The sequence below is a fragment of the Pelagivirga sediminicola genome (assembly GCF_003072125.1).
Classification (GTDB): Bacteria; Pseudomonadota; Alphaproteobacteria; order Rhodobacterales; family Rhodobacteraceae; genus Roseovarius; species Roseovarius sediminicola.
Genome location: NZ_QCYH01000004.1, coordinates 31,956 through 57,733 on the forward strand (window position 1 = coordinate 31,956; position 25,778 = coordinate 57,733).

Annotated in this window: 26 protein-coding genes; 19 read left to right on the top strand and 7 right to left on the bottom strand. The window is 65.6% G+C overall.

What is annotated here, in order from left to right; all coding sequences use genetic code 11:
- The first annotated feature begins 1 nt into the window (after position 1).
- From ruvB to DC366_RS08475, 13 genes are all read left to right on the top strand, one after another.
- Positions 2-1,033: a Holliday junction branch migration DNA helicase RuvB gene (gene ruvB, locus DC366_RS08415; RefSeq protein WP_108691775.1), complete on the top strand. Its 1,032-nt coding sequence runs from the start codon at positions 2-4 to the stop codon at positions 1,031-1,033.
- 143 nt (positions 1,034-1,176) lie between these two features.
- Positions 1,177-1,800 carry a hypothetical protein gene (locus DC366_RS08420; protein WP_108691776.1) on the top strand — a complete coding sequence of 208 codons (624 nt, stop codon included), beginning with the start codon at positions 1,177-1,179 and terminating at the stop codon, positions 1,798-1,800.
- Between the two features lie 54 nt (positions 1,801-1,854).
- Positions 1,855-2,244 (top strand): tol-pal system-associated acyl-CoA thioesterase, encoded by a 390-nt coding sequence (gene ybgC, locus DC366_RS08425; protein ID WP_108691777.1) that lies wholly within the window; start codon positions 1,855-1,857, stop codon positions 2,242-2,244.
- Between the two features lie 115 nt (positions 2,245-2,359).
- Positions 2,360-3,055 carry a protein TolQ gene (gene tolQ, locus DC366_RS08430; protein ID WP_108691778.1) on the top strand — a complete coding sequence of 232 codons (696 nt, stop codon included), beginning with the start codon at positions 2,360-2,362 and terminating at the stop codon, positions 3,053-3,055.
- 3 nt (positions 3,056-3,058) lie between these two features.
- Entirely contained in the window at positions 3,059-3,532 is a 474-nt protein-coding gene (tolR, locus tag DC366_RS08435; protein WP_108691779.1) for a protein TolR, read from the top strand.
- A 13-nt stretch (positions 3,533-3,545) separates the two neighbouring features.
- Positions 3,546-4,733, top strand: a complete 1,188-nt coding sequence (tolA, locus tag DC366_RS08440; RefSeq protein ID WP_108691780.1) for a cell envelope integrity protein TolA — start codon at positions 3,546-3,548, stop codon at positions 4,731-4,733.
- 32 nt (positions 4,734-4,765) lie between these two features.
- The gene (gene tolB, locus DC366_RS08445; RefSeq protein WP_108692000.1) at positions 4,766-6,082 is read left to right on the top strand and encodes a Tol-Pal system beta propeller repeat protein TolB; all 1,317 of its coding nucleotides are present in this window, start codon (positions 4,766-4,768) and stop codon (positions 6,080-6,082) included.
- Between the two features lie 107 nt (positions 6,083-6,189).
- A complete protein-coding gene (pal, locus tag DC366_RS08450) occupies positions 6,190-6,720 on the top strand; it encodes a peptidoglycan-associated lipoprotein Pal (RefSeq protein WP_207768688.1) in 531 nt (176 codons plus the stop codon).
- A 25-nt stretch (positions 6,721-6,745) separates the two neighbouring features.
- Positions 6,746-7,597 (top strand): tol-pal system protein YbgF, encoded by an 852-nt coding sequence (gene ybgF, locus DC366_RS08455; protein WP_108691781.1) that lies wholly within the window; start codon positions 6,746-6,748, stop codon positions 7,595-7,597.
- Complete coding sequence (tilS, locus tag DC366_RS08460) at positions 7,594-8,823, top strand: tRNA lysidine(34) synthetase TilS (RefSeq protein ID WP_108691782.1); 1,230 nt, start codon at positions 7,594-7,596, stop codon at positions 8,821-8,823. Before ybgF ends, tilS begins: the two co-directional genes overlap by 4 nt.
- Positions 8,824-8,901: 78 nt before the next feature.
- Positions 8,902-10,815: an ATP-dependent zinc metalloprotease FtsH gene (gene ftsH, locus DC366_RS08465; protein ID WP_108691783.1), complete on the top strand. Its 1,914-nt coding sequence runs from the start codon at positions 8,902-8,904 to the stop codon at positions 10,813-10,815.
- 80 nt (positions 10,816-10,895) lie between these two features.
- Complete coding sequence (locus tag DC366_RS08470; RefSeq protein ID WP_108692002.1) at positions 10,896-11,603, top strand: methyltransferase domain-containing protein; 708 nt, start codon at positions 10,896-10,898, stop codon at positions 11,601-11,603.
- Positions 11,604-11,700: 97 nt separating this feature from the next.
- Positions 11,701-12,285: an MOSC domain-containing protein gene (locus DC366_RS08475; protein ID WP_108691784.1), complete on the top strand. Its 585-nt coding sequence runs from the start codon at positions 11,701-11,703 to the stop codon at positions 12,283-12,285.
- A gap of 99 nt (positions 12,286-12,384) precedes the next feature.
- Here DC366_RS08475 and serA read toward each other — a convergent pair whose 3' ends face one another.
- Both serA and DC366_RS08485 read right to left on the bottom strand, forming a co-directional pair.
- Positions 12,385-13,980: a phosphoglycerate dehydrogenase gene (serA, locus tag DC366_RS08480; RefSeq protein ID WP_108691785.1), complete on the bottom strand. Its 1,596-nt coding sequence runs from the start codon at positions 13,978-13,980 to the stop codon at positions 12,385-12,387.
- Between the two features lie 61 nt (positions 13,981-14,041).
- Complete coding sequence (locus DC366_RS08485) at positions 14,042-15,211, bottom strand: phosphoserine transaminase (RefSeq protein WP_108691786.1); 1,170 nt, start codon at positions 15,209-15,211, stop codon at positions 14,042-14,044.
- A 157-nt stretch (positions 15,212-15,368) separates the two neighbouring features.
- Between DC366_RS08485 and serB the strand changes: the two genes are divergently transcribed.
- A complete protein-coding gene (serB, locus tag DC366_RS08490) occupies positions 15,369-16,241 on the top strand; it encodes a phosphoserine phosphatase SerB (protein WP_108691787.1) in 873 nt (290 codons plus the stop codon).
- 16 nt (positions 16,242-16,257) lie between these two features.
- Here the strand turns inward: serB and DC366_RS08495 are convergent, their stop codons facing one another.
- Positions 16,258-17,268 (bottom strand): asparaginase, encoded by a 1,011-nt coding sequence (locus DC366_RS08495; protein ID WP_243405081.1) that lies wholly within the window; start codon positions 17,266-17,268, stop codon positions 16,258-16,260.
- Positions 17,269-17,457: 189 nt separating this feature from the next.
- Here DC366_RS08495 and DC366_RS08500 point away from each other — a divergent pair, with 189 nt between their 5' ends.
- Complete coding sequence (locus DC366_RS08500) at positions 17,458-18,006, top strand: invasion associated locus B family protein (RefSeq protein WP_108691789.1); 549 nt, start codon at positions 17,458-17,460, stop codon at positions 18,004-18,006.
- Positions 18,007-18,226: 220 nt separating this feature from the next.
- Here the strand turns inward: DC366_RS08500 and DC366_RS19635 are convergent, their stop codons facing one another.
- Positions 18,227-18,787: a hypothetical protein gene (locus DC366_RS19635; RefSeq protein ID WP_133176184.1), complete on the bottom strand. Its 561-nt coding sequence runs from the start codon at positions 18,785-18,787 to the stop codon at positions 18,227-18,229.
- A 327-nt stretch (positions 18,788-19,114) separates the two neighbouring features.
- On the opposite strand from DC366_RS19635, the gene rlmN reads away from it, so the two are divergent.
- Positions 19,115-20,293, top strand: a complete 1,179-nt coding sequence (gene rlmN / locus DC366_RS08505) for a dual-specificity RNA methyltransferase RlmN (RefSeq protein ID WP_108691790.1) — start codon at positions 19,115-19,117, stop codon at positions 20,291-20,293.
- A 162-nt stretch (positions 20,294-20,455) separates the two neighbouring features.
- Positions 20,456-20,647: a hypothetical protein gene (locus DC366_RS08510; protein ID WP_108691791.1), complete on the top strand. Its 192-nt coding sequence runs from the start codon at positions 20,456-20,458 to the stop codon at positions 20,645-20,647.
- Positions 20,648-20,664: 17 nt separating this feature from the next.
- Here DC366_RS08510 and DC366_RS08515 read toward each other — a convergent pair whose 3' ends face one another.
- Positions 20,665-21,492 carry an LOG family protein gene (locus DC366_RS08515; RefSeq protein ID WP_108691792.1) on the bottom strand — a complete coding sequence of 276 codons (828 nt, stop codon included), beginning with the start codon at positions 21,490-21,492 and terminating at the stop codon, positions 20,665-20,667.
- Between the two features lie 169 nt (positions 21,493-21,661).
- Here DC366_RS08515 and dapD point away from each other — a divergent pair, with 169 nt between their 5' ends.
- Both dapD and DC366_RS08525 read left to right on the top strand, forming a co-directional pair.
- Positions 21,662-22,489: a 2,3,4,5-tetrahydropyridine-2,6-dicarboxylate N-succinyltransferase gene (gene dapD / locus DC366_RS08520; RefSeq protein ID WP_108691793.1), complete on the top strand. Its 828-nt coding sequence runs from the start codon at positions 21,662-21,664 to the stop codon at positions 22,487-22,489.
- Positions 22,489-22,860: a DUF8846 family protein gene (locus DC366_RS08525; RefSeq protein ID WP_108691794.1), complete on the top strand. Its 372-nt coding sequence runs from the start codon at positions 22,489-22,491 to the stop codon at positions 22,858-22,860. The genes dapD and DC366_RS08525 overlap by 1 nt, the downstream gene beginning before the upstream one ends.
- Before the next feature lie 7 nt (positions 22,861-22,867).
- Here the strand turns inward: DC366_RS08525 and DC366_RS08530 are convergent, their stop codons facing one another.
- Positions 22,868-23,950 (bottom strand): Hint domain-containing protein, encoded by a 1,083-nt coding sequence (locus tag DC366_RS08530; RefSeq protein ID WP_108691795.1) that lies wholly within the window; start codon positions 23,948-23,950, stop codon positions 22,868-22,870.
- Between the two features lies 1 nt (position 23,951).
- On the bottom strand, positions 23,952-25,541 hold the full coding sequence (locus DC366_RS08535; protein ID WP_108691796.1) for a Hint domain-containing protein: 1,590 nt from the start codon (positions 25,539-25,541) through the stop codon (positions 23,952-23,954).
- Between the last annotated feature and the right edge of the window lie 237 nt (positions 25,542-25,778).

Below are 25,778 nucleotides of genomic sequence, written 5' to 3' on the forward strand. Positions count from 1 at the left end.
GATGAAGACCGATCCCGACCCCACCCTGCGCCCCGAAAAGCTGGCCGAGGACGAAAACCGCAGCCTTCGCCCCCAGGCGTTGAGCGAATTCATCGGCCAGGCCGAGGCACGGGCGAACCTGCGCGTCTTTATCCAGTCCGCCCGCCAGAGGGCCGAGGCGATGGATCACACGCTGTTTCACGGCCCCCCCGGCCTTGGCAAGACGACGCTGGCGCAGATCATGGCGCGCGAGCTGGGCGTCGGCTTTCGCATGACCTCGGGCCCGGTTCTGGCCAAGGCGGGCGATCTGGCGGCGATCCTGACCAATCTGGAACGCAATGATGTGCTGTTCATAGATGAGATCCACCGCCTGAACCCGGCGGTCGAGGAGGTGCTTTATCCCGCGCTGGAGGATTTCGAGCTGGATCTGGTGATCGGCGAAGGCCCCGCCGCCCGCACCGTGCGGATCGAGCTGCAGCCCTTTACCCTTGTGGGGGCGACCACGCGGCTGGGTCTTCTGACGACGCCGCTGCGCGACCGCTTCGGCATCCCCACGCGGCTGCAATTCTACACGGTGGACGAGCTGCACGAGATTGTCGTGCGCAACGCTGCGCTTCTGTCCATCCCCTGCGCGACGGACGGCGCGCGCGAAATTGCCCGCCGCGCGCGCGGCACGCCGCGCATCGCCGGGCGACTCTTGCGCCGGGTCGTCGATTTCGCGCTGGTCGATGGGGACGGCACCATCACCCGCGATCTGGCCGATGGCGCGCTGACGCGGCTGGGCGTCGATCACCTGGGCCTTGACGGCGCTGACCGGCGCTACCTGACGCTAATCGCCGAGGCGTATCAGGGCGGGCCGGTCGGCATCGAAACGCTCAGCGCCGCGCTGTCGGAATCGCGCGATGCGCTGGAGGAAGTGATCGAGCCCTATCTGCTGCAGCAAGGGCTGATCCAGCGCACGCCGCGCGGGCGGATGCTGACGCAGGGCGCCTGGACGCATCTGGGGCTGGCGGCGCCCCGCGCACCGGGATCGCGCGATCTGTTCGAGGGATAGGGCGCATGCGCCGAACCTCGGGGTTTTGCGGAAAGATGACCGCGCGGTCTTGCGGCGCATTGGTGTAAAAAACCGCCGATCGGTCATTTGCCTTTCGGCGCAGATTGGCTAGTGAACGCCCGGATCATTGCAGGAGCCACGTCATGACACCAGCCGAGATCGAGGCGCATTTCACCCGCAGCGACGGGACATATCTGTGCGCGCGCTGGGGCCGACCCATCGTGCCCGTGGTCTTCGGTGTGAACGACGAGACGCTGCCGGTCATCAAGGGCGCGATCGAGGCGGTCGCGCTTCTGGCCGCGCACAGCACCGCCGAGACGGACCCCGAACTGGGTGCGAACCTGATGATGTTCTTCATGCGCGACTGGGACGAGTTGCTGGCCCTGCCGGATCTGAGCCGCATGATCCCCGAGCTTGAGCCGCTGGTCGCGCGCCTGAAAGCAGTGGATGCGAACCAGTATCGCCTGTTCCGGTTCGAGCCGGACGGAGCGATCCGGGCGGCCTTCGTGTTCCTGCGCATGGATGCGCATCTGGATGCCGTGCCCGCCGATGCGCTGGCGTTGGGCCAAGCGGTGCAAACCATCCTGCTGTGGTCCGAGACCGCGTTCCGCGAACGCTCTGCGCTGGCGGCGGGGCCGGACGGGGAGGTTATCCTGCGTCCCGAGATCGGCGCGCTGATCCGCGCGGCCTATGATCCGGTTCTGCCCGGCGCGGCGCAGGATGCGTCACATGCGCTGCGCCTGTCCGCGCGGATGCAGCAGGGATGAGCGCATTCCCTCTGCCTGTTGCAGGCCCGCGGGCCGCGGCCTAGGGTGGCGGCCATGAGCCATGTTTTTGCTGTCCGCGTCTATTACGAAGATACCGACATGGGCGGTATCGTCTATCACGCGAATTATCTGAAATTCATCGAGCGCGCCCGCAGCGATTGGGTCGCCGAGATGGGCATCGACCAGCGCGCGATGAAGGATGACGGCGGCCTTGTCTTTGCCGTGCGGCGGGTGGAGTGCGATTACCTGCTGGCCGCGCGGTTCGACGACCGGCTGGAGGTGCGCACCGAGGTGGCGTCTGTCACCGGCGCGCGTCTGGTGCTGCGCCAGCAGGTCGAACGCGCGGGCGAGGTGATCTTCGCCGCGGTCGTCACCATCGTCTGTGTGACCGATACCGGGCACCCCGCGCGGCTTCCGGCAAATATCCGCCTGCTTTTGCACTGATCGCTCAAATTTGCGTGCAATGCGGCGATGGCGTTGGATTTTGCGCGCGCTTTAGTCTAGCGTCCCGCGAAACAGGGCTCCAAAGGCAGGGGCTGCATAAAAAAAGAGCAGGCAGATGGAAGCAGAAACCCTCGCATTGGCGCAGGACTTGGATTTCTCCATGTGGGGCATGTTTGCCCAGGCGACATTCGTTGTAAAACTGGTGATGCTGATGCTGATCGTCGCGTCCTTCTGGGCGTGGTCGATCATCGTGCAAAAGCTGATCATGTACCGCAAGGCCCGGTCCGAGGCCGAGGCGTTCGACCGGCAATTCTGGTCGGGCGAGCCGCTGGACGAGCTGTTCGAGCAGATCGGCACCGATCCGGACGGCCAGTCGCAGCGCATCTTTGCCTCCGGCATGATGGAGTGGCGCCGCAGCCACCGCACCGATGGCGGCATGATCGCGGGCGCGACCGCGCGCATCGATCGCAGCATGGACGTGGCCATCGCCAAGGAAACCGAGGCGTTGCAATCGGGTCTGCCGGTGCTTGCGACCGTTGGCAGCACCGCGCCTTTCGTGGGTCTGTTCGGCACGGTCTGGGGCATCATGCATGCCTTCATCGGTATCGCGGCGGCGCAGAACACGAACCTTGCCGTCGTGGCGCCCGGTATCGCCGAGGCGCTGCTGGCGACCGCGCTGGGCCTTCTGGCGGCGATCCCGGCGGTCATCTTCTACAACAAGCTGAGTGCTGATTCGGATCGCATCGTGGCAGGCTACGAGGCGTTCGCCGACGAATTCGCCACCATCCTCAGCCGCCAGTTGGACAGCTAGACCATGGGCGCAGGTGTCACCCAGGGGTCCGGAGGCGGCAAGCGGCGCAGGCGCAATCGCAGCCGCGCGCGTGCCATGTCCGAAATCAACGTCACGCCCTTCGTCGACGTGATGCTGGTGCTGCTGATCATCTTCATGGTCGCGGCGCCGCTGATGACGGTCGGCGTGCCGGTGGAATTGCCGAAAACCGCGGCGACATCGCTGCCGGGCGAGCAGGAAGAGCCGCTGACGATCACCATCACCGCCGAAGGCATCGTCACCATCCAGACCGTCGAGGTGGACCGCGCCGACCTGATCGGCCGCCTGCGCGCCATCGCCGCAGAGCGCGAGAGCAACCGGGTGTTCCTGCGCGCTGATGGCGCCGTTCCTTACGCGGACGTGGTGCAGATCATGGGCGCGCTCAACAAGGGCGGGTTTGAAAACATCGGTCTGGTGACGGATACGGGCGGCCCGTCGCTGGACGCGGCGGACGGCTAAGGCGCGCGGCGCGATGAACACGGGTCAGATCATATCGGGGGCGGGCCATATCGGTCTGATCGGCTGGCTGCTTTTCGGCGGGTCGCTGCGCACGGACCCGTTGCCGCTGGACGTGATGCAGGTCACGGCCGTCACGTCCGAGGAATATGCCGACATCGTCTCCGGCGCGGCGCAGCCCAGCGATACCGAGGAGATCGCGCCGCCCGCGCCGCTGGAAAGCCCCGCGGTGCCGCAGGACACCCCCGATCTGACCAGCGAAGCCGATCCCGCGCCCGACACGCCGCAGCCCGATCCCGCGCCCGAGGCCGCGCCTGACCCGGCGCCGCAGCCGCCCGTGCCCGCCGAGCAGGCGGAGGTCTCGGACGAGGCGCCGGTGATCGAGCCGCCCTCCGAGGATATGGCCGCGCTGCGCCCCGATCCCTCGCTGCGCCCCGTGCCGCGTCCGGCCGAGCGCGTGGCGCCCCAGCAGGTCGCGCCGCCCGAGCCCGACACGCAAGTGGATGATGTCGTGCGCGAAGAGGCCGTGCCGGACGAGGCCGCCGAGACCCCCCGCGAGGAGGCCGAGTCGACCGCCCCGGAGGCCGCCGCGACCGAGATCGTGACCGAGGCCGAACAGCCCGCGCCGTCGAAATCCGTGCGCCCCAGATCGCGCCCGAACCGCCCCGCGCCGGCGCCCGAACCCGCGCCCGAAACCCAGACCGCCGAGGCCGAACCCGCGCCGCAGCCGGACCCCGCACCGCAGCCGAAGCCCGCACCGCAGCCGGAGCCCGAGCCGGAACCGGCCGCGCCCGCCGCCGACACCGCCGGGATCGAGGACGCGCTTGCCGCGGCCCTTGGCGGCACGTCGGACACGCCCACCCCGTCGGCCCCGGCCGGCCCGCCGCTGACCGCGGGCGAGAAGGAGGGCATGCGCCTTGCGGTGCAAAGCTGCTGGAACATCGGCGCGCTCAGCTCCGAGGCGCTGGCCACCGTCGTCACTGTCGCGTTCGAGCTGACCGAGGACGCCCGGCCCATCGACGGCACGATTCGCATGATCGACGCCACCGGCGGCTCGTCCGGCGCGGCAAAGCAGGCGTATGAGGCCGCAAGACGGGCGATCATCCGCTGCGGCGCGCGCGGATTTGCCCTGCCGGTTGAAAAATATGCGTCATGGCGCAATGTGGAACTGGTATTCAACCCTGAAAGCAAAAGGATAAAATGATGGCGCGAATTCTGGCCCAGACATTTCCTGCGATGCGAATTCTGGCCCTTCTGGGCCTGTGCGCGGGTGTATTTGCCGCGCCTGTCGCGGCACAGAACGGCCCTTTGCGGCTGGAGATCACCGAAGGCGTGATCGAGCCGATGCCCTTCGCGATCCCCACCTTCGTGGCGGGCGCCGGCGGCGGCGGACAGGCGGCGCAGGACATCAGCACGCTGATTGCCGCCGACCTCAGCGGCACGGGTCTGTTCCGCGAAGTGCCGGCCAGCGCGCATATCAGCCGCGTCACCAGCTTTTCCAGCCCGATACAGTTCGCGGACTGGAAAGCCGTGAATGCGCAGGCGCTGGTCACCGGCGCGGTCGACGTGGATGCATCGGGGCGCCTGACGGTGCAATTCCGCGTCTGGGACGTGTTTTCGGGCCAGGAGCTGGGCAGCGGCCAGCAATTCGTCGGAACGCAGGACGGCTGGCGCCGGATCGCGCACAAGATCGCCGATCAGGTCTATAGCCGCATCACCGGCGAGGGCGGCTATTTCGACAGCCGCGTCGTGTTCGTCTCCGAGACGGGGCCGAAGGACCAGCGCTCCAAGCGGCTGGCGATCATGGATTACGACGGCGCCAACGTCAGTTATCTGACCGACAGCTCGTCGCTGGTGCTGGCGCCGCGCTTTTCGCCCACCGGGGACCGTGTTCTTTTTACCAGCTATGAAAGCGGCTTTCCCCGCATCTACGTTATGGACTTGGCCGGCATGAACCGCCGGTCGCTGCCGTCGCAGGAGGGCACGATGAGCTTTGCGCCCCGCTTTGCGCCCAACGGCCAGACGGTGGTCTATTCGGTCGAATCGGGTGGCAACACCGACATCTACACGATGGATATCAACTCGGGCGCCAGCCAGCGCCTGACCAGTGCGCCGTCGATCGAAACCGCCCCCAGCTTCAGCCCCGATGGCAGCCAGATCGTATTCGAGAGTGACCGCACCGGGCGCAATCAGCTCTATGTCATGGGCGCCAATGGCGGCGAGGCGCGGCGCATCTCGAACGGCGACGGCAATTACGGCACGCCGGTCTGGTCGCCGCGCGGCGATCTGATCGCCTTCACCAAGCAAAGCCAGAGCCGCTTTCACATCGGTGTCATGCGCACAGATGGCAGCAACGAAAACCTGCTGACCGCGTCCTTCCTGGACGAGGGGCCGACATGGGCGCCCAACGGTCGCGTCATCATGTTCACCCGCGAGACCCAGGGCGAAAGCGGTCAGGCGGGGCTCTATTCGGTGGACATCTCCGGGCGCAACCTGCGCCAGGTGCCGGTCGGCAGCGGCGCGAGCGATCCGTCATGGTCGCCGCTTCAGTAAATTTCGGCGCGCGGCTTTCGGGACGTTTCCCTTGGGCCGCGTGCTGTGTTAATACCTGTTAAAACGCGCGCAAGCAGGCGCATAACCTTATCGAGCGAGGCACGATGATGACCTTCCTGAAGACCCTGAAGACAGTGACATTCCTCTGCGCCGGTCTGGCGCTGGCCGCCTGTACCGATCCGGGCCGCTTTGACGAGGGCATGAGCGATCTGAATGGCGGCATGGGGTCCGGCATGGGTTCAGGGATGGACGGCTCGGCTTCCGATCCGCGCTCGCCCGCATATTTTCAGCAATCCGTCGGCGACCGGGTGCTGTTCGTGATCGACACCTACAACCTGACGCCCGAGGCGCAGCGCACTCTGGACGGACAGGCGCAGTGGCTGATGACCAACCGCGACTACAACGCCGTGATCGAGGGCCACGCCGACGAGCAGGGCACGCGCGAGTATAACCTTGCGCTGGGCGCACGCCGCGCGAATTCGGTCCAGGAATACCTGATCGGGCAGGGAGTCCCGGCGGGCCGTCTGAAAACCGTCAGCTATGGCAAGGAGCGCCCGATCGAGATCTGCTCGAACGAGGCATGCTATGCCCAGAACCGCCGTGCCGTCACCGTGATCTCGGTCGGCGCAAGCAGCTGATTCCCCTCTGACCGGAGCCTCGCCAATGCGCCGCCTTGCCGCCCTGATCCTGACCGCCACGCTTGCCTTCGCCATGCCCGCCATGGCGCAGGACAAGGCCGCCACCCTGGCCGATATCCGTCAGGAAATGTCCGTTCTTTATGTCGAGGTGCAAAAGCTCAAGCGCGAGCTCAGCACCACGGGCGCGGCGGGGCAGCTGAACACCTCCGGCTCGGTTCTGGACCGGGTCGGATCGATCGAATCCGAGCTGCAACGCCTGACCGCCCGCACCGAGGAGATGCAGCAGCGCATCGACCGCGTCGTGACCGATGGCACCAACCGGATCGGCGATCTGGAATTCCGCCTGGTCGAGCTTGAGGGCGGTGACACGTCGCAACTGGGCGAGACCACGACGCTGGGCGGCGGAGACATGCCGCAATCGAGCCGCGGCGGCGGCATAACCTCCGCGATCCAGCCTGCTGACACCGCGCCCGCCGCCCCGGCCGAGCCGCTCGCCGTGGGCGAACAGGCCGATTTCGACGCCGCCGAGGCGACTTTCGCGTCGGGGGACAACGCGGCCGCGGCCGAGCAGTTCGGCACCTTCCTGCAGACCTATCCCGGCAGCCCGCTCAGCGCGCGCGCCTATCTGATGCGCGGTCAGGCGCTGGACGGCGCGGGCGACACCAAGGGCTCTGCCAAGGCATATCTTGACGCGTTCTCCGCCGACAAGACGGGCCCGCAAGCGCCTGATGCGCTGTTCAGGCTGGGCCGCGCGCTGGGCCGTCTGGGTCAGACCGAGGCTGCCTGTCAGACCCTGTCCGAGGTCGAAACCCGCTTTCCGGGCGCGCCTGCCGGCGGCGAAGCCCGCGGCGAGATGCAGACTATCGGCTGTCAGTGACGGTTCTGCCTGCGCTGATTTCGCAGCATTTCCAGACGGATAGAGGGCCGCTCGGCGTTGCCGTCTCGGGCGGCAGCGATTCGCTTGCGCTGCTTCACCTGATGGCGGATTGGGGCGGCGCGCCGCTGCGCTGCGTCACCGTGGACCACCGCCTGCGCGCGGCGTCCGGGCCGGAGGCCGCGCAGGTGGCGGCGATCTGCGCCTCGCTCGGCATCGCGCATGACACGCTGACCTGGGACGGCTGGGACGGGCGCGGCAATCTGGCGGCGACGGCGCGCGCCGCCCGTTACGCGCTGATGGCCGCCTGGGCGCACGAGCATGGGCTGAGCGGCGTGGCGCTGGGCCATACGCGCGACGATGTGGCCGAAACGCTGCTCATGCGCCTTGCCCGCCGCGCCGGCGTGGACGGGCTGGCCGCGATGCCTGCGCGCCGCCGCGAGGGCGGCGTGACCCTGCACCGGCCTTTGCTCGCCGCCGGGCGGGGCGAGTTGCGCGCATATCTGGAGGCGCGGGGCGCCACCTGGATCGACGATCCCAGCAACAGCGACGGGCGCTATCGCCGCACGCTGGCGCGCCGCGCCCTCACGGCGCTGGAGCCGGTCGGCATAAGCGCGCAGGCGCTGGCCGATGTGGCGGCTCACATGGCCGAGGCGCGCGGCACGCTGGGCCATTACGCCGCGCAGGAGGCGCGCGCGCTGGTTGCGGTGCAGCACGGCGATCTGCTGATGCCCGCCGATGCCTTCGCGCGCCTGCGTCCCGACATCGCGCGCCGCATCCTGTCCGCCGGCCTGCGCTGGATCACGGGCGCAGGCTATGGCGCGCGCGGCCCCGATCTGGACCGTCTGCTGGCGGCGATCGCCTCGGGGCGGGGCGGCACGCTGGGGGGGTGCCATGTCAGCCTGTCCGGCAATACATTGCGCGTGGCGCGTGAATTCGCCGCAGTCCGTCACTGCACCGCCGCGCCGGGCACGCCCTGGGATGGGCGCTGGGATCTGAACGGGCCGCATCTGCCGGACGCCGAACTGCGCGCGCTGGGCGCCGAGGGCCGCGCGGCCTGTCCTGCTTGGCGCGAGACAGGCTTGCCGGCCCAGTCAGTTCAGACGCTTCCGGCGGTGTGGCAGGGCGATACGCTGATCGCCGCGCCACTGGCCGGCGACGCGAATGGATGGACCGCGCGGCTGCGGCGGGACGCGACAGATTTGCAGGCGATGCTATTATCGCATTGAAGATGGGTTCATGATCTCTATTTAAGAGGCAAGGCTCGCGTGCTATGCGCCGGGCCATCGAATGTTAGGAGAATTTCCTTGGGCAACGCACGCAATATCGCCTTCTGGCTGGTCCTGTTCCTGCTGGTTCTGGCGCTGTTCAACCTTTTCAGCGGCCAGGGCGGCGCGTTGCAGAGCCAGTCGGTGAAATATTCCGAGTTCGTCTCGGCCGTCAAAGAAGACGCCGTGACCAACGTGACGCTGGATGGCGAAAACGTCACCTATCGCAAGACGGACGGCAAGGATTACAGCACAATCAAGCCCGCCGATGCGGATGTGACGCAAACCCTGATCGACAAGGGCATACCCGTCACCGCCAAGGCGCAGCAGGAATCAGGCTTTCAGACCTTCCTTCTGTCGCTGCTGCCGTTCCTGTTGCTGATCGGTGTGTGGATCTATTTCATGAACCGCATGCAGGGCGGCGGCAAGGGCGGCGCCATGGGCTTTGGCAAATCCAAGGCCAAGATGCTGACCGAGAAATCGGGCCGCGTGACATTTGACGACGTCGCCGGCATCGACGAGGCCAAGGAAGAGCTGGAAGAGATCGTCGAATTCCTGCGCAACCCGCAGAAGTTCAGCCGCCTTGGCGGGCAGATCCCCAAGGGCGCGCTGCTGGTCGGCCCTCCGGGCACCGGTAAGACACTGCTGGCCCGCGCCATCGCGGGCGAGGCGGGCGTGCCGTTCTTCACCATCTCCGGCTCGGATTTCGTGGAAATGTTCGTCGGCGTCGGCGCCAGCCGCGTGCGCGACATGTTCGAGCAGGCGAAAAAGAACGCGCCCTGCATCGTTTTCATCGACGAGATTGACGCGGTGGGCCGTCATCGCGGCGCCGGTTACGGCGGCGGCAATGACGAGCGCGAGCAGACGCTGAACCAGTTGCTGGTGGAGATGGACGGCTTCGAGGCGAACGAGGGCGTGATCATCGTTGCCGCGACCAACCGCAAGGACGTGCTGGACCCCGCGCTGCTGCGTCCGGGCCGCTTTGACCGTCAGGTCGAGGTGCCCAATCCCGACATCAAGGGCCGCGAAAAGATCCTGGGCGTCCATGCGCGCAAGACCCCCTTGGGCCCCGACGTGGACCTGCGCATCATCGCGCGCGGCACGCCCGGCTTTTCGGGTGCGGACCTTGCCAACCTCGTGAATGAGGCTGCGCTGATGGCGGCCCGCATCGGGCGCCGCTTCGTCATGATGGAAGATTTCGAGATGGCCAAGGACAAGGTCATGATGGGGGCCGAGCGCCGCTCGATGGTTCTGACGCAGGACCAGAAGGAAAAGACCGCCTATCACGAGGCGGGGCATGCCATTGTGGGTCTTGCGCTGCCCAAATGCGATCCGGTCTACAAGGCCACGATCATTCCGCGCGGCGGCGCGCTGGGTATGGTGGTCAGCTTGCCGGAAATCGACAGGCTGAACTGGCACAAGTCCGAATGCGAGCAAAAGCTGGCGATGACGATGGCCGGCAAGGCGGCCGAGATCATCAAATACGGCCCCGATGACGTGTCGAACGGCCCGGCGGGCGATATCCAGCAGGCCAGCGGGCTGGCGCGGGCGATGGTGCTGCGCTGGGGCATGTCCGACAAGGTCGGCAATATCGACTACCAGCAGGCGCATGAAGGCTACATGGGCAACGGCGCCGGCAGTTTCTCGATCTCGGCGGCGACGAAGGAGCTGATCGAGGAAGAGGTCAAGCGCATGATCGACGAGGCCTACGAGACGGCGCACCGGATCCTGATGGAGAAGAAGGACGAATGGGAGCGGCTGGCCGAGGGTCTGCTGGAATATGAGACGCTCACCGGCGAAGAGATCCAGCGCGTCGCGCGCGGCGAGCCGCCGCATCGCGATGACGGCGACGATGAGCCGGGCGAGGGCGACACGCCGTCCGTGACCGCGATCCCCAAGACCAAGCCGAAGCCCCCGCGCGACGGCGGGATGGAGCCCGAGCCCACAGCGTGACGACCGCCGCCAATCCGCGCAGCACCGACTGGAATCCGCGCGCCTACGCGCGATTCCAGGATTTGCGGCTGCGCCCGGCGATGGACCTGCTCAACGCGGTCGGCCAGATGGGCGCGGGCGATGTCGTGGATCTGGGATGCGGCGCCGGACAAATGGGCGCCGCGCTGGCCGAGCGGGCCATGGGCCGCGACGTGATCGGCGTTGATGCCTCCCCCGCGATGCTGGAGAAGGCCCGCGCGTCCAAGGGATATTCCAGCGTTCAACAGGCCGATATCCGCGACTGGCACCCGCGCCGCGCGCCGGGCCTGATATACTCGAACGCCGCATTGCACTGGCTGCCCGATCACGCCGCGTTGATGCCGCGCCTTGCGGCGATGCTGGGCAAGGGCGGGACGCTGGCCGTGCAATTGCCGCATCAGAACAACGCGCCCTCGCACCGGATGTGGCTGACGCTGGCGGACGATCTGTTCCCGGGCCGCGTCGATCTGCGCGGCACGCCCGGTATCCTCAGCCCGGTCGAATATGACACGCTCATGGCGCCGAGGGGCCGTTTTCGCATGTGGGAGACGGAGTATTATCAAAGGCTTGGCGCCGAAGCGGACAGCCACCCGGTGCGCCGCTATACCGAAAGCACCTATGCCCGGCCCGTCCTCGATGCGCTGGAGCCGGACGAGCGCGCAGAATTGATCGCGCGCTATGAGGAGGTCATGAACTCCGCCTATCCGGTGCGCGCCGACGGATCTGTCCTGTTCCCGTTCCGGCGGTTGTTTTTCACCCTCACGGTCTGATTGGACGCGCTGCGCGCTGTATCGCCGTCCCCCTGATTGACATTGCATTCAGCCCGTGAAGAGATGCACGGGCGCGACAGATCCCCGGAGTGCGTCCATGCCCGCCATCATCCCGACCGACCATACCGCGCGCGTCACTTGGCTGGGCTGCGTTGCAGACAGCACAGCAGACCTGAGCGCCGCTCCGCTGACGGAGGCGATGCTGAGCTTTGCAGGGATTCCCGGAGAATTTCACGGCGGCGAGACGCGGCCCTCCTGCAGCCGCGTCGCGGCGCTGCATCCGCGCGGCACGACCATTGCCAACACGCGGCAGCTGTCGATCCTGTCGGCCGAAGACCTGGCCGAAATCGCCCGCGCGATGGAGCTGGACGCGCTGGATCCGGCCTTGATCGGCGCGTCGATGGTGATCGAGGGGATCGCGGATTTCAGCCATGTGCCGCCGTCGTCGCGTCTTCAGGGGCCGGATGGCGCGACGCTGGTGATCGACATGCAAAACCGCCCCTGCCACCTGCCCGCCAAGGTAATCGATGCGCAGCATCCCGGGATGGGCCGGGCGTTCAAGCGCGCAGCCGGGGACCGGCGCGGCGTGACGGCCTGGGTCGAACGCGAGGGCCGGATCGCCTTGGGCGACACGATGCGGCTTTTCATTCCCGATCAACGGGCGTGGGCGCCGAAGCCGTAGATCTGCCCCGGCGCCTCCTGCGGCAGTATTTGGGCCAAGATGAAGCCGGACCGCGCTTGACCGTCGCAGGAGTCTGCATATGGTCAAGCGCGCGGCGCTTCAGCCGATATCGAATTGAAGCGGCTTTATCTGCAGGAAAAGCCCGGTCTCGCGCAGCGCATCTATCGCCTTCTGCGGAACCGGGGCGTCGACATAGAGCAGCGCGATCGCCTCGCCCCCGGCGGTCGAGCGGCCGAGGGTGAAGTTGGCGATGTTCACGTCATTGGTGCCCATCGTCTGGCCCAGGGCGCCGATGATGCCCGGCTGATCGTTGTTGGTGACATAGAGCATGTGCGCGCCGATCTCGGCGTCGATATTGATGCCCTTTATCTGGATGAAGCGCGGCTTGCCGTCGGAAAAGATCGTCCCGCCGATCGAGCGCTCGCGCTTGTCCGTCACGACGGTCAGCTTGATATACCCCTCAAATGCGCCGGATTTGTCCTGATGGGTGGTGCTGATCTTGATGCCGCGTTCCTTGGCCACGACCGGCGCGCTGACCATGTTCGCCTCGGGGTTCACCGCCTTCATGATCCCCGCGACGCTGGCCGAGGTGAGGGCGGGCAGGTTCATCTGGCTGACCGCGCCGTCATAGAGGATGTTGATCGCCTTGATCGGCTCGTCGGTCATTTGGCCGATGAAGGAGCCGAGATGCCCCGAAAGCTTGATCCAGGGGCCCATCACCTTGGCCTCCTCGGCGGTGACGGACGGCATGTTCAGCGCGTTGGTCACGGCGCCGGTCAGCAGGTAGTCCGACATCTGTTCGGCCACTTGCAGGGCGACGTTTTCCTGTGCCTCGGTGGTGGCGGCGCCCAAGTGCGGCGTGCAAACGACGTTCGGCAGGCCGAAAAGCGGGCTGTCGGTGGCAGGCTCCACCTCGAACACGTCAAAGGCGACGCCGGCGATATGGCCGGATTTCAGCATGTCGGCGACCGCGGCCTCGTCCACCAGACCGCCGCGGGCGCAGTTGATGATGCGCACGCCTTTCTTGGTCTTCTCCAGATTCTTGCGGCTGAGAATGTTGCGGGTCTGGTCGGTCAGCGGCACATGTAGGGTGATGAAATCGGCGCGGGCCAGCAGATCGTCCAGCTCGACCTTTTCGACGCCCATCTTGTCGGCCTTGGCCTCGCTGAGGAAGGGGTCATAGGCGATCACCTTCATCTTCAGCCCGCGTGCGCGGTCGCAGACGATGCCGCCGATATTGCCCGCGCCAATGACACCCAGCACCTTGTTCGTCAGCTCGGTCCCCATAAAGCGGGATTTTTCCCATTTGCCAGCATGGGTGGAGGCCGATGCCTCGGGGATTTGCCGTGCCACGGCGAACATCAGCGCGATGGCGTGCTCGGCGGTGGTGATCATGTTGCCGAAAGGCGTGTTCATCACGATCACGCCCTTTTTGGAGGCCGCGACCTTGTCGATATTGTCGGTGCCGATGCCGGCGCGCGCGATGACCTTCAGCTTGTGGGCGTTTTCAAGGATCTTTTCGGTGACCTTGGTGGCCGAGCGGATGGCAAGGCCGTCATAATCGCCGATCACTTCGGCAAGACGGTCCTTGTCCTTGCCCAGATCGGGCTGGAAATCCACGTCGATGCCGCGATCGCGGAAGATCTGCACGGCGGTTTCAGACAGCTTGTCGGAGACGAGTACTTTGGGAGCCATTTTCAGCGTCCTTATGGAATAAGGGGGAGGGGGCGGGCCGCGCTGGCCCGCCGGGAAACACTCAGGCCAGCGCGGCGCGCTCGGCGTGGTAGGCCCATTCGATCCAGGGCATCAGCGCCTGAATGTCGGACGTCTCTACCGTGCCACCGCACCAGATGCGCAGGCCGGGGGGTGCATCGCGGTAAGCGCCGATGTCATAAGCCACGCCTTCGGCCTCCAGCCGTTTAGCGACCGCCTTGGCGAAGGCCGCGCCATCCGCAATGGACGGGTCGGTGAAGCGCAGACAGACGGAGGTGTTCGAGCGTGTCGCGGGATCCTTGGCAAGGTTCGCGATCCAGCCGTGATCGGCCACGAAATCGGCGATGACGCCCGCATTGGCATCCGCGCGCTCGATCAGGCCGGGCAGGCCGCCGACAGACTGCGCCCAGTCCAGCGCCAGCAGGTAATCCTCGACCGCCAGCATGGAGGGGGTGTTGATCGTCTCGCCCTTGAAGATGCCCTCGATCAGCTTGCCGCTCTTGGTGAGGCGGAAAATCTTGGGCATGGGCCATGGCGGGGTGTAGGATTCCAGCCGCTCCACGGCGCGAGGGCTAAGCACGATCATGCCATGCGCCGCCTCGCCGCCCAGCACCTTTTGCCAACTGAAGGTGGTCACATCCAGCTTGTCCCACGGCAGATCCTGCGCAAACGCGGCAGAGGTGGCGTCGCAAATGGTCAGCCCGGCGCGTTTGGCGTCGATCCAGTCGCCATTTACAACGCGCACGCCCGAAGTGGTGCCGTTCCAGGTGAAAACCACGTCATTGTCGGTATCGACACTGCCAAGATCGACAATCTCGCCATACTCGGCCGTCTTGACCTCGGCATCCAGTTTCAGCTGCTTCACCGCGTCGGTGACCCAGCCCGCGCCAAAGCTCTCCCATGCCAGCATTTCCACCTTGCGCGGGCCCAGCAGCGACCACATCGCCATTTCCACCGCGCCGGTGTCGGAGGCGGGAACGATGCCGATGCGGTAATCCTCGGGGATGCCCAGAACGGTGCGGGTGCCGTCAATCGCGGCCTTCAGCCGCTCCTTGCCCACGGCGGCACGGTGACTGCGACCCAAGGGCGCGCCAGACAGCTTTTCGAGTGTGAATGCAGGGGATTTGGCACAGGGGCCGGAGGAGAAGCGCGGGTTTGCAGGCCGCAATTCAGGTGCGCGCACGCCATCGCGCGCGGGGTCGTCAATAGCCATTTAGCTATCCTTCCAGATAAGCGCCCTTCGTTGGGGAAGGGTGTCCCACGGGCGAAGCTATGCGGGGCCGGGGTCTTTCGCAAGAGGGTAATTCACGCTATGCGGCAGCTCGGGAATAATTTGCGACGCATTTTAGTCATAGCCGGAGCCTTGCCTGATGTTCACCGCCACCTTGATTGCCCGCCCCGGCGGGTTGGAGCCGAGCCTGATCCAGAGCCTGCGCAATGCGTGGGGCGGCGGCGATGTGCAATGGCTGTCGCCGGACGAAGCGGCGGAGTTCGAGATAGCGCAGCGGCCCGCAAACCTGTGGGAGGTGTGGCAGGACGTGCAGACCCTGGGCGTCGATCTGGCCGTGCAGGTCAGCGCGGGGCGGCGCAAGCGGATGCTGCTGGCCGATATGGACAGCACGATGATCGGGCAGGAATGCATCGACGAGTTGGCCGAGGTCGCGGGCGTGGGCGATCATGTGCGCGCCATCACGGCCCGCGCGATGAACGGCGAGCTGGATTTCGAGGGCGCGCTGCTGGAGCGTATGGCGTTGCTGAAGGGCTTGCCGGAGGCGGTGATCGCGGACGTTCTGCAAGCCCGCATCACCCACGCGCCCGGCGGGCGAACGCTGATCGCGACGATGCGCCGCCACGGAGCGCACACTGCCTTGGTGTCGGGCGGGTTCACCGCCTTTACCGGGCCGGTCGCCGCGGCGCTGGGCTTTGACGAGCATCGCGCGAATGTGCTGGAGATCGAGCAGGGCGTGCTGACGGGCGACGTCGCGCGGCCCATTCTGGGCCGGCAGGCCAAGATCGACGCGCTGGAGGAGATCACCGCGCGGCTTGGCCTCAATGCGGCGGAGGTGATGGCCGTGGGCGACGGCGCGAATGATCTGGGGATGCTGGGGCGCGCGGGCGCGGGTGTTGCGCTGCATGCGAAACCCAGCGTGGCGGCGGAGTGCGATCTGCGGATCAATCACGGCGATCTGACCGCGCTGCTGTATCTGCAAGGTTACGCGCGGACCGAGTTTGCCGGAGAATGATCGCGCGGCGATACGCTTAGCCCGGCAGCCCTGCTGCCGGTTTGATCATCCCCGTCTCGATCCCGCGCCAGTTGGTCATCACCTTGTTCATGAACTTGCGCGCCGATGGATGGTTTGCATCCAGCACGCCCAGCCGCACCAGCAGCGCGGCTATGGTGCATTCCGCCGCGCGGTCGGCGCCATCGGCGATTTTCAGGGCGATGCCCAACCCGCGCCCCGGAATGATCGCGACAAAGAACGCCTCGGCGCCCGTTTTCAGCGCCACAGGCTCGTTGCAGGCGCGCATCAACTCGGTGCAGGCGCGCCCTTCGCCTGCGACCAGATCGGGATGCGCGATCATCGCGTCGCGCAGCCGCGCGGCGGCGCTCTGGCGCGTGTCCGCGCCCTCGCGCGCATTGGCAAACCACGCCATCGCGCGGCCCATCCCGTGCAGGGTGGTCAGGAAATTCGGGGCCGAGCATCCGTCGATGCCATGGCCGGGGCTGTCCTGGCCCGTGACCTCCTCGAACGCGCGCAGGCAGGCTTGCTGGACGGGATGGTCGAACAGCTCATAATCCGGCCCGCCCCCGATATGCCGGTTCAGCGTCAGGAAACCGGCATGTTTGCCCGAACAATTGTTGTGAAGTTGGCAGGGCGCGGCATGGGCGCGGATCAGCGCGTGGGCGGCATCCTCGTCCTTGGGCATATGGCTGCCGCAGCGAAAATCGGGCTCGGCCAGGCCCAGCCCCTCGATCCAGTCCGCCACGCGCGCCGTGTGGATGGCCGCGCCGTTATGGGACGCGCAGGCCAGTGCCAGATGCTCGGGCCCCAGCCCGGCGGCATCGGCCGCGCCGCTCTCGATCAGGGGCAGCGCCTGCAGCATCTTGCACGAGGAGCGCGGATAGACCTGCACCTGCGGATCGCCCCACGCCTCGATGATCTCGCCGCCGGGACCGCAGATCAGCGCATGGCCCAGATGCAGGCTTTCGGCCATCGGGCCGCGCCAGATTTCGGTCATCGGAACGGGGGGTTGGGCGGCATTTTGCATCGCGGTCTCCTTGGTGAATGGCTTGTGCGGGTTTCCGCCAATTCATTCTTTCGTTTCTGGCGCGTTTTGGGCTAATGTTGCAGTGTCGAGAAGAACCACGCGCTTGCCAAGCGGAAAACCCCGTCTGACAGGGGCAGATGGCGAGTGCGGCTGAATGAGGCATAAGACAGCTTGGAGGCTGCACAAGATATGGTATCACCTGTGACGCGGGGCGCATTGTGCGCCGCAATTTCCGCATTGGCATTGTTGGGGATCGGGGCCGCGCAGCCCGCATCGGCCCAGTCCGAAAGCACAAATCAGGTCGCGGCCAAGACCGCATGGAGCGTTTTCACCGAAGATTCGCCGCGCGAATGCTGGACCGTTTCCGCCCCCACCGAAACCGTCAACACCAAGGGCGGCAAGGTCGTGGCCGTGCGCCGGGGCGAGATCCTGTTCATGACCTTTTTCCGGCCCGACGCGGGCGTGCGCGGGCAGGTGGCCTTTACCGGTGGCTATCCCTTCGCCGAAGGGTCGACCGTGGATGTGGACATCAGCGGCGAGAAATTCCAGCTCTACACCGAGAAGGACTGGGCCTGGCCCGCCAGCAGCGATGACGATGCCAAGATCATCGCGGCGATGAAACGCGGCGCCGATGCGGTGCTGACCGCGCGCTCCGAGCGCGGCACACAGACCAAGGACACGTTCTCGCTGATCGGCTATACGGCGGCGATGGAAGAAGCGCAGAAGCGCTGCAAGTAAGGCGGCGTTTCGGTTTCAAATCGCGCGGCGGTCCGTGTAGAAGGCTCTCGCGGCGTATTTTGCCGCGCCGGGCACCCATACCGAGAATAGTGGACAAAAGCGGCTCGACGCATTCGCAGATGTCTGCGAATGCGTCGAATGTCGGCTATGCGGGCCTTGCCACCAGTGGATTCAGTTGCGGTTAGGGCGAAATTCCGCGGCATCCCTCCAAGCGAAAAAACTAGCCCGAGAATCTGCAATATGCTGCTTGGTACTGGTTCAAAAGTGACAGCAAGCGGCGGGGCTGTGTCTCGTCTGCGACAGGTTCCATCAAGAACCGAGCAAACGGGACTGGCCGCTCAACCTCTGACTCAGATGTTGTTGACCAGATCGTGGGTTCATAGGGGGGCAAAAAATGCAGATCGAACATAGCCGAGCCGTTTGCCTTATCTTCGCTACCAGTCATGAAAGCATAGACGTCACCATTCGGCGAAGACGGATCGGGGATCTTCGTGCGAGCAAGGTCGAATGTGATCTCACCAAGTGGCTTTTGCGTGGAGGTCTCGGCGCTGATTTTCAGAGTTAGTGCTGTCACATCACAATCATCAACCTGCATTTCACGGCAGTAAATCGTAGGAGGATATAGCGTCCATCCTACACTTTTACCTGTGTCAAAGTATGCTTGGTTGGATGTGACGGACGCCGCCTCAATCTGGCGAGCAAGTTCGCTTTGGGCATCATCAGCTTGCGCACTGACCGCCAAAAATCCGAATAGCATAAAAAAAACAGCGGAGCGGATCATCAAGTCGTCCCAGCTATGTTGCTGTCCGTCTTGGTCAGAAATGTCATCTGAAAGATCAAAGAGTTACCGAGCAAGTTATCCTGCAAGTCTAGTTGGTGCAAAAGTCCGCAGTTTCTTTATTGGCGTATTTCGCCCCATTTGCAACCGACTCTCGCCATTCGCAGACAGGGCTCGAAGCGGACCTTCATTCGGGTCTACATCAGATCTGGTGGGGCTTGGCCTTGCTTGGCCGCTCCCTTTCATGTGATCCGCAAGATTGCCTGCCCCTTTGGCTTTGGCCACCGAATCCTATATAGGGGCGTATCCGACGCTGAAAGGCCCGCCCAGATGACCCATTCCGCCCCGATCATCCAGGATCTCGTGACCATCCCGCGCAAGGCGCCGGAGGGCAGGCCGAACCTGATCGGCCTGACGCGCGATGCGTTGCGCCAGACGTTGATCGACCATGGCACGCCCGAAAAGCAGGCCAGGATGCGCGCCGGGCAGATCTGGCAGTGGATCTATCAATGGGGCGTGCGCGATTTTGCGCAGATGACGAACCTCGCCAAACAATACCGCGCCGATCTGGCCGAGCAATTCACGCTGGGCACCCCCGAGGTCGTCAGCCGCCAGGTCAGCACCGATGGCACGCGCAAATATCTTGTGCGCATCGCCGGGGGCCATGAGGTCGAGGTGGTCTATATCCCCGAGGAGGGGCGCGGCACGCTGTGCATCTCCTCCCAGGTGGGCTGCACGCTGACCTGCTCGTTCTGCCATACCGGCACGCAAAAGCTGGTGCGCAACCTGACCGCGGGCGAGATCGTCGGCCAGATCATGGTCGCGCGCGACGATTTGAACGAGTGGCCCGAGCAGGGCGCGCCGAAGGACGAGACGCGCCTGCTCAGCAACATCGTGCTGATGGGCATGGGCGAGCCGCTCTATAATTTCGAGAATGTGCGCGACGCGATGAAAATCGCGATGGACCCCGAGGGAATCCAGCTCAGCCGTCGCCGGATCACGCTGTCGACGTCGGGCATCGTGCCGGAGATTCATCGCACCGCGGCCGAAATCGGCTGCATGCTGGCCGTCAGCTTTCACGCCACGACCGACGAGGTCCGCGACAAGCTGGTGCCGATCAACAAGAAATGGAACATCGAGGCGCTGCTGGACGCGCTCAAGGCCTATCCAAAGGCCAGCAATTCCGAGCGGATCACGTTCGAATATGTCATGCTCGACGGCGTCAATGACAGCGACGAGGACGCGCGCCGGCTGGTCCGCCTGATCGAGGGGATCCCGGCCAAGATCAACCTGATCCCGTTCAACGAATGGCCCGGCGCGCCCTACAAGCGCAGCTCGAACAACCGCATCCGCGCCTTTGCCGACATCATCTACAAGGCCGGCTATGCCAGCCCGATCCGCACGCCCCGCGGCGAGGATATCATGGCCGCCTGCGGACAGCTCAAATCGGCCACCGAACGCGCGCGCAAATCGCGCCGCGAAATCGCCGCCGATGCCGGGCTGAGCTAAGGACAACCGTTCGCGGAAAGTCTCATGTAGCGCGTTCTGCAGGTGAACTGCGGACTGCGTCCGGCCCATGTTTCGCCGAAAAAGACCCAACTTCGTTCCGATTGTTGCCGCATTGGCGGGCTATTCACAGCCTGCCAAGTAATTGTAACAAGGTATGAAACAATGAGCATCGAGACACAGGATACTCTGACCTTGATCGCGCGCGAGCGCCGCCTTGCGGTGTCCGAGCGTGAATGGCAGCATCGCCTGCGCGGCTACGGCTATGCGATCCGCGATACCGCCGAGGGGCGGATGGTCACATCGCTGGTGCGCGGCGCCGCACTGTTCTGCCTGCCCGCGCATTTCGTGGCCTGACAGGGCGGCTGCTTGCGTCAGTAGCCTTGCGAATCGTAATCCCAGGCGTCGATGATCTCGATCGCTTCGGCCGCGCTTTCGACGAAACGGAACAGGTCCAGATCCTCGTCGCTGATGGTGCCGGACTCGGCCAGCGCCTCCCAATTGATGATACGGCGCCAGAATTCCTCGCCGAACAGCAGAAAGGGCATGCGCTTCATCCGGTCGGTCTGGATCAGCGTCAGCGCCTCGAAGGTCTCGTCCAGCGTGCCGAAGCCGCCGGGAAAGACGCAGATGGCACGCGCGCGCATCAGGAAATGCATCTTGCGGATCGCGAAATAGTGGAAGTTGAAGCAAAGGCCCGGCGTGACATATTCGTTCGGCGCCTGCTCGTGTGGCAGCACGATGTTCAGCCCGATCGACGCGCCCCCCGCATCGGCCGCGCCGCGATTGCCCGCCTCCATCACGCCGGGGCCGCCGCCGGTGGCCACGACGAATTCGCGCCCATAGGCGGCCATGGACCGCTCGGTCATCAGGCGCGCGAATTCGCGTGCTTCGTCGTAATACCGGGACAGATCGGCCAAGGTTTTCGTCCGCGCGCCCGCCTTTTGCGACGGCTCGGGGATGCGGGCGCCACCGAACAGCACGACCGTGCTTTTGATCCCGCGCTCATTCAGGATCAACTCGGGCTTGAGGAGCTCCAGCTGCAACCTCACCGGGCGCAGATCCTTGCGCAGCATGAAATCGGGATCGTTGAAGGCCAGCCGATACGCCGGGGCGCGGGTCTGCGGCGTGTCCGGAACCATCTCGGCCGAGCTGCGGTCGGATCCGGCATCGCGAAACTGGCTCAAGCGTTCGTCATCCATGCATATTCTTCCCTGGCTGGTGTGTGGCCTTCAGCACTACCCGACTGATCGCGCCTTGACCAGCGATAGGCCGCAGCCGCCGTGCGCCGCCGCAAGCCGCGCATTGCGTGCGGCGACGGGGGTGCCTATACCGCTTGCCAACAGACATTTTCACGAAAGGGCCGCCGCCATGTCCGACGCTCAGCTTGAAACCGCCATCGAAGCCGCCTGGGAGGCGCGCGACCAGATCACCCCCGAAACCAAGGGCGAGACGCGCGACGCCATCGAGGCGACGCTTGATGCGCTGGACAGCGGCACCCTGCGCGTGGCCGAGCGGGACGCAAGCGGCACGTGGAACGTGCGCCAATGGGCCAAGAAGGCCGTTCTTCTGGGCTTTCGCCTGAAGAACATGGAGCGCCAGGAGGGCAGTGTTCAGGGCGGCGCCTGGTGGGACAAGGTCGACAGCAAGTTCAAGGACTGGGGCGATGACGAGTGGAAGACGGCCGGCTTTCGCGCCGTGCCGAACTGCATCGTGCGCCGCTCGGCCTATATCGCGCCGGACGTGGTCTTGATGCCGTCCTTCGTCAATCTGGGCGCCTATGTGGACAGCGGCACCATGGTGGATACATGGGCCAGCGTCGGCAGCTGCGCGCAGATCGGCAAGAACGTGCATCTGTCGGGCGGCGTCGGCATCGGCGGCGTGCTGGAGCCGATGCAGGCCGGCCCGACGATCATCGAGGACAACTGCTTTATCGGGGCGCGCTCGGAGGTGGTCGAGGGGTGCATCATCCGCGAGGGCAGCGTTCTGGGCATGGGCGTCTATATCGGCCAGTCCACCAAGATCGTGGACCGCGAAACCGGCGAGGTCATGTATGGCGAGGTTCCCGCAGGGTCGGTCGTGGTCGCAGGCTCGATGCCGTCCAAGAACGGGATCAACCTTTACTGCGTCGTGATCGTCAAGCGCGTGGACGAGCGGACCCGTTCCAAGACCTCGATCAACGAGTTGCTGCGCACCTGATGGCGGACGCGACCAAACCCGCCAAGGCCCCAAAGCGGCAGGAGGTCTACACCCTTCTGGTCGAAATCGGCCGCAAGGCCGGTGACGGCCTGCCCAAGGGCGCCACCGGCGCGGCGCTGGTGATCTACGCCAGCGGCGTGGACGAGGCCGAGGCCGTGCGCGAGACGGTCGCGATCCTCAAGCAGGCCGACACCGCGCCGCTGGATGTCAGCGGATACGGCACCCTGGCCGAGCGCGAGGAAGAAGGCCACGAGATCGGCGAGGAGGACCGCGCCCTGATGCAGCGCGCGCTGGACGAGAATGCCGTGATCGTTGCGCAGATGACGCCGTTTTTCGGCGACGGGCCGGACGCGGACGCAGCGTCCGGATAGGGCGCCGTCACGCGGCGCGCCGCATCGCCAATGTGCGTGCCTCGAACGGCTTCAGCACCGGCCAGATCGGCCTTGCGTGTTCCGGCAGGCGGGCGGAGCCTTCGGGGCCCAGAACCGAAGCGGCCAGTGCCGCCTTGTTCCGGCGCAGCCGCCCGATATAAAGGCTCTCCACCGCGCATCCCGCCGCCATGAGTGCCTGATTGTCGGGCAGAAGGATTCCGTGATAGGTCACGACGTCGGGGCCCGTGACCGCTTGTGCGGTGGCGCCGCTGATCAGGTGGCCCGCCGGGGCCAGCACCGCCTCGGTGCCGAACATGTATTCCACCTCGCTGCCGGACAGGACCAGCCGCTGATGCGGCGCGATCAGGATGTCACGCGTCAGGCCGAAATAGGGCGCGCGCAGGCGCAGCGGGCGCAGGCTGCCGCGCGCCGGAAAGGTCTGTTGCACGGTGCGCAGGATGGGCACGATATCGCCATTCGCGGTCAGCACCGTATCGCCCCGGCGCAGAAGGCCCGCGGGCACGTCGCCGTGCGGTGTGGCGATGGGCACGTCGGCCGTCAGGGCGGGCATCGGGCCGACCGGCTCGACGCGGTCTGACACGGCGATCAAGCGCACCTCCCTGTCCATCACGCGATGCGCCGGAAAGCGGGTGATCATGCGCAGATCCTCCATCGTCATGGGATGCGCAGGCGGCGCGGCGGCTGTCGCGATGCGCCCCGTCGCCAGATGCTCCAGCGCCAGCCGCCCAGCGCCGCCGATGTCCCATGAATAGCTGACGCGCACCCGTTCGCTGCGCCCGTTCAGGTCGTCCGTCAGCGCGGCATGGCGCACGTCGCCGCCCAGCGCGTCGATCAGGACGATGCCGCCCGAGGGCAGCACCTGCAGCGACACAAGGCCGCCGCCGGGATGCGACCGCGAGAAGCCGAGCAGCGTCTGGGGCCGTCCTTCGGGCGACAGGTAGGTTTCGATCATCAGGGTGCCCTGGGGGGCGGTGCCGACCCCGCACGCATCCGGCGCATCGCCGCGGCGTCCCAGCCCGGCGGGATCAAACCGGCCGCCCGCGTGATCCGCCATGCCGATCCAGCCCATCTCAGGCCGCCTGTCCGGCGGACATCAGCAGATGCGCCTCGAAGCGTTTCAATGTCCGCCGCGCCGCCGGGCTATAGCCGCGCCCGGTCTTCGGGCACAGTTCGGGAAAGATGGCGCAGATCTCCTCGACGATCTCGGCCTCGAAACTGTTGGCGGTTTGCGGCCCCGGCAGGAAGCTTTCGGTCTCCAGCCCCTCGGAGAACACCAGTTGATGCCGGTCAAAGAGGATATGCACATACTCCACCTCGCCGCCCTCGATGCGCCGGACCGAGCTGTCGTTGACCAGATCGCGCGCGGCCACCAGCACCTCGCGCTCGCCGAACAAGAGCTCGGCCAGCGCATCGCGGATCAGCACCCGGTGCAGCGGCGACAGCGCCAGGCTGCGGTGCCTGCCAAACGTGTTCGCCGCGATATGGATCGGCGCGAAATCACCGGCCGCGGCGATTGTCCTGCGCCCGGTCCAGCGCACCGGCTGCGCGCCATCGTCGCGGGTCATCACCAGATCGCCGGGCTTCAGCGTCTCGACCGGGCGCTGACCCTCCGGCGTGCGGATCATCGTGCCCGCGACAAAGCAGGGCACGCTGTCCACCAGCACGAAACCGATATCGGAGACGCCGCTGCCGTTTTCGACGGTGTAGGTAAAGTTGAACTCTTCGGTGTCGCCATCACCGACAAGGCCCAGCGTGCCGTCCGCATTCAGCTGCACCGTCTGGCCGCTGTTCAGCGTCACCGTGTTGCCGGGGCTGACGGCCTGCCCGTTGATATGGGTGATCGTCAGGCTGCCCGCGCCGTTGTTGACGTCGTTGGCCAGTACGTCCAGGGTCTTGCTGCCCTGCGGGTCCAGCCTGGTCGCGTCGTCGGTCGCCAGAACCGTGCCCTGCACGCTGCCGCCCGCGATGATCAGCGTGCTGTCGTAATTGGCGTCCCGCACATCGGCGATACCGATGCGGATGGAGTTGGTCGTGCCCGCATTCACCGGAATCTTGAGCGTCAGGCTGACGGTAAAGCCGTCCATCTCGGTGTTGTATTGATCGTTCGAGTTGTCGATGAAAAGGTTGCCGTTGGCCCCGGCATTCAGGTTGTTCGGATCGACATCGCCGTCCCCGACGCTCAGCTGCACCTGCTGGCCGTTGATCCAGACGCCGACGAAATCCTGAAACGCGCCGACCGCGTATTCAGGATACTCTTCGGAGGCAAAGACGAACCGCATGGTCAGCATGTCGCCCGCAGGCGTGAAATCGACGTCTATGAAGGAGGCATCATAGGTCGGCGCGCCTGCGGCGGCATTGAAATCCGCAACGCCGTTGGGGCCGTCCGATGACGTGGTCTGGGACGTGCTGGTGTTCGAGCCGCCCCACCACGAGGGCCGGCTGCCGGTAAATCCCGACAGATCGCCGGTGGAGAACATGACGCCCGTATTGCCGGGCATGACGCCGGGCGAGATGGTGTCGCCATTGCTGTAGATGCCCGAGCTGTCATTGTCGCCGGTATATGACGCGCCCTCGATCGTGACGCCGGGTCCGAAAATTTCCTGCGCCATCTGCATCGCGGATGCGTTGGTGTTGATGGGTATTTCTCTGCCTGCAACCATGTCCTGCCCCAATCCCTTCCGGGCCTTGGGCAAGCGCACGGCACCCGGCGCGGGGGCGCCAGCCGTGCTGCGTTCAGGATGGATCGCATTGCGGCGATCCGATGTGGTGAAGGGTGCTGATGCCCCTTGCGCCTGTGCCCTGCCTCGGGTCCGTCATTTTTATGACGTGCTGAATACCAAGGATTTTCGCGCCTGTTAACAGATATCGAATCGCCGCCGTGCGATTTGCAACCGCGC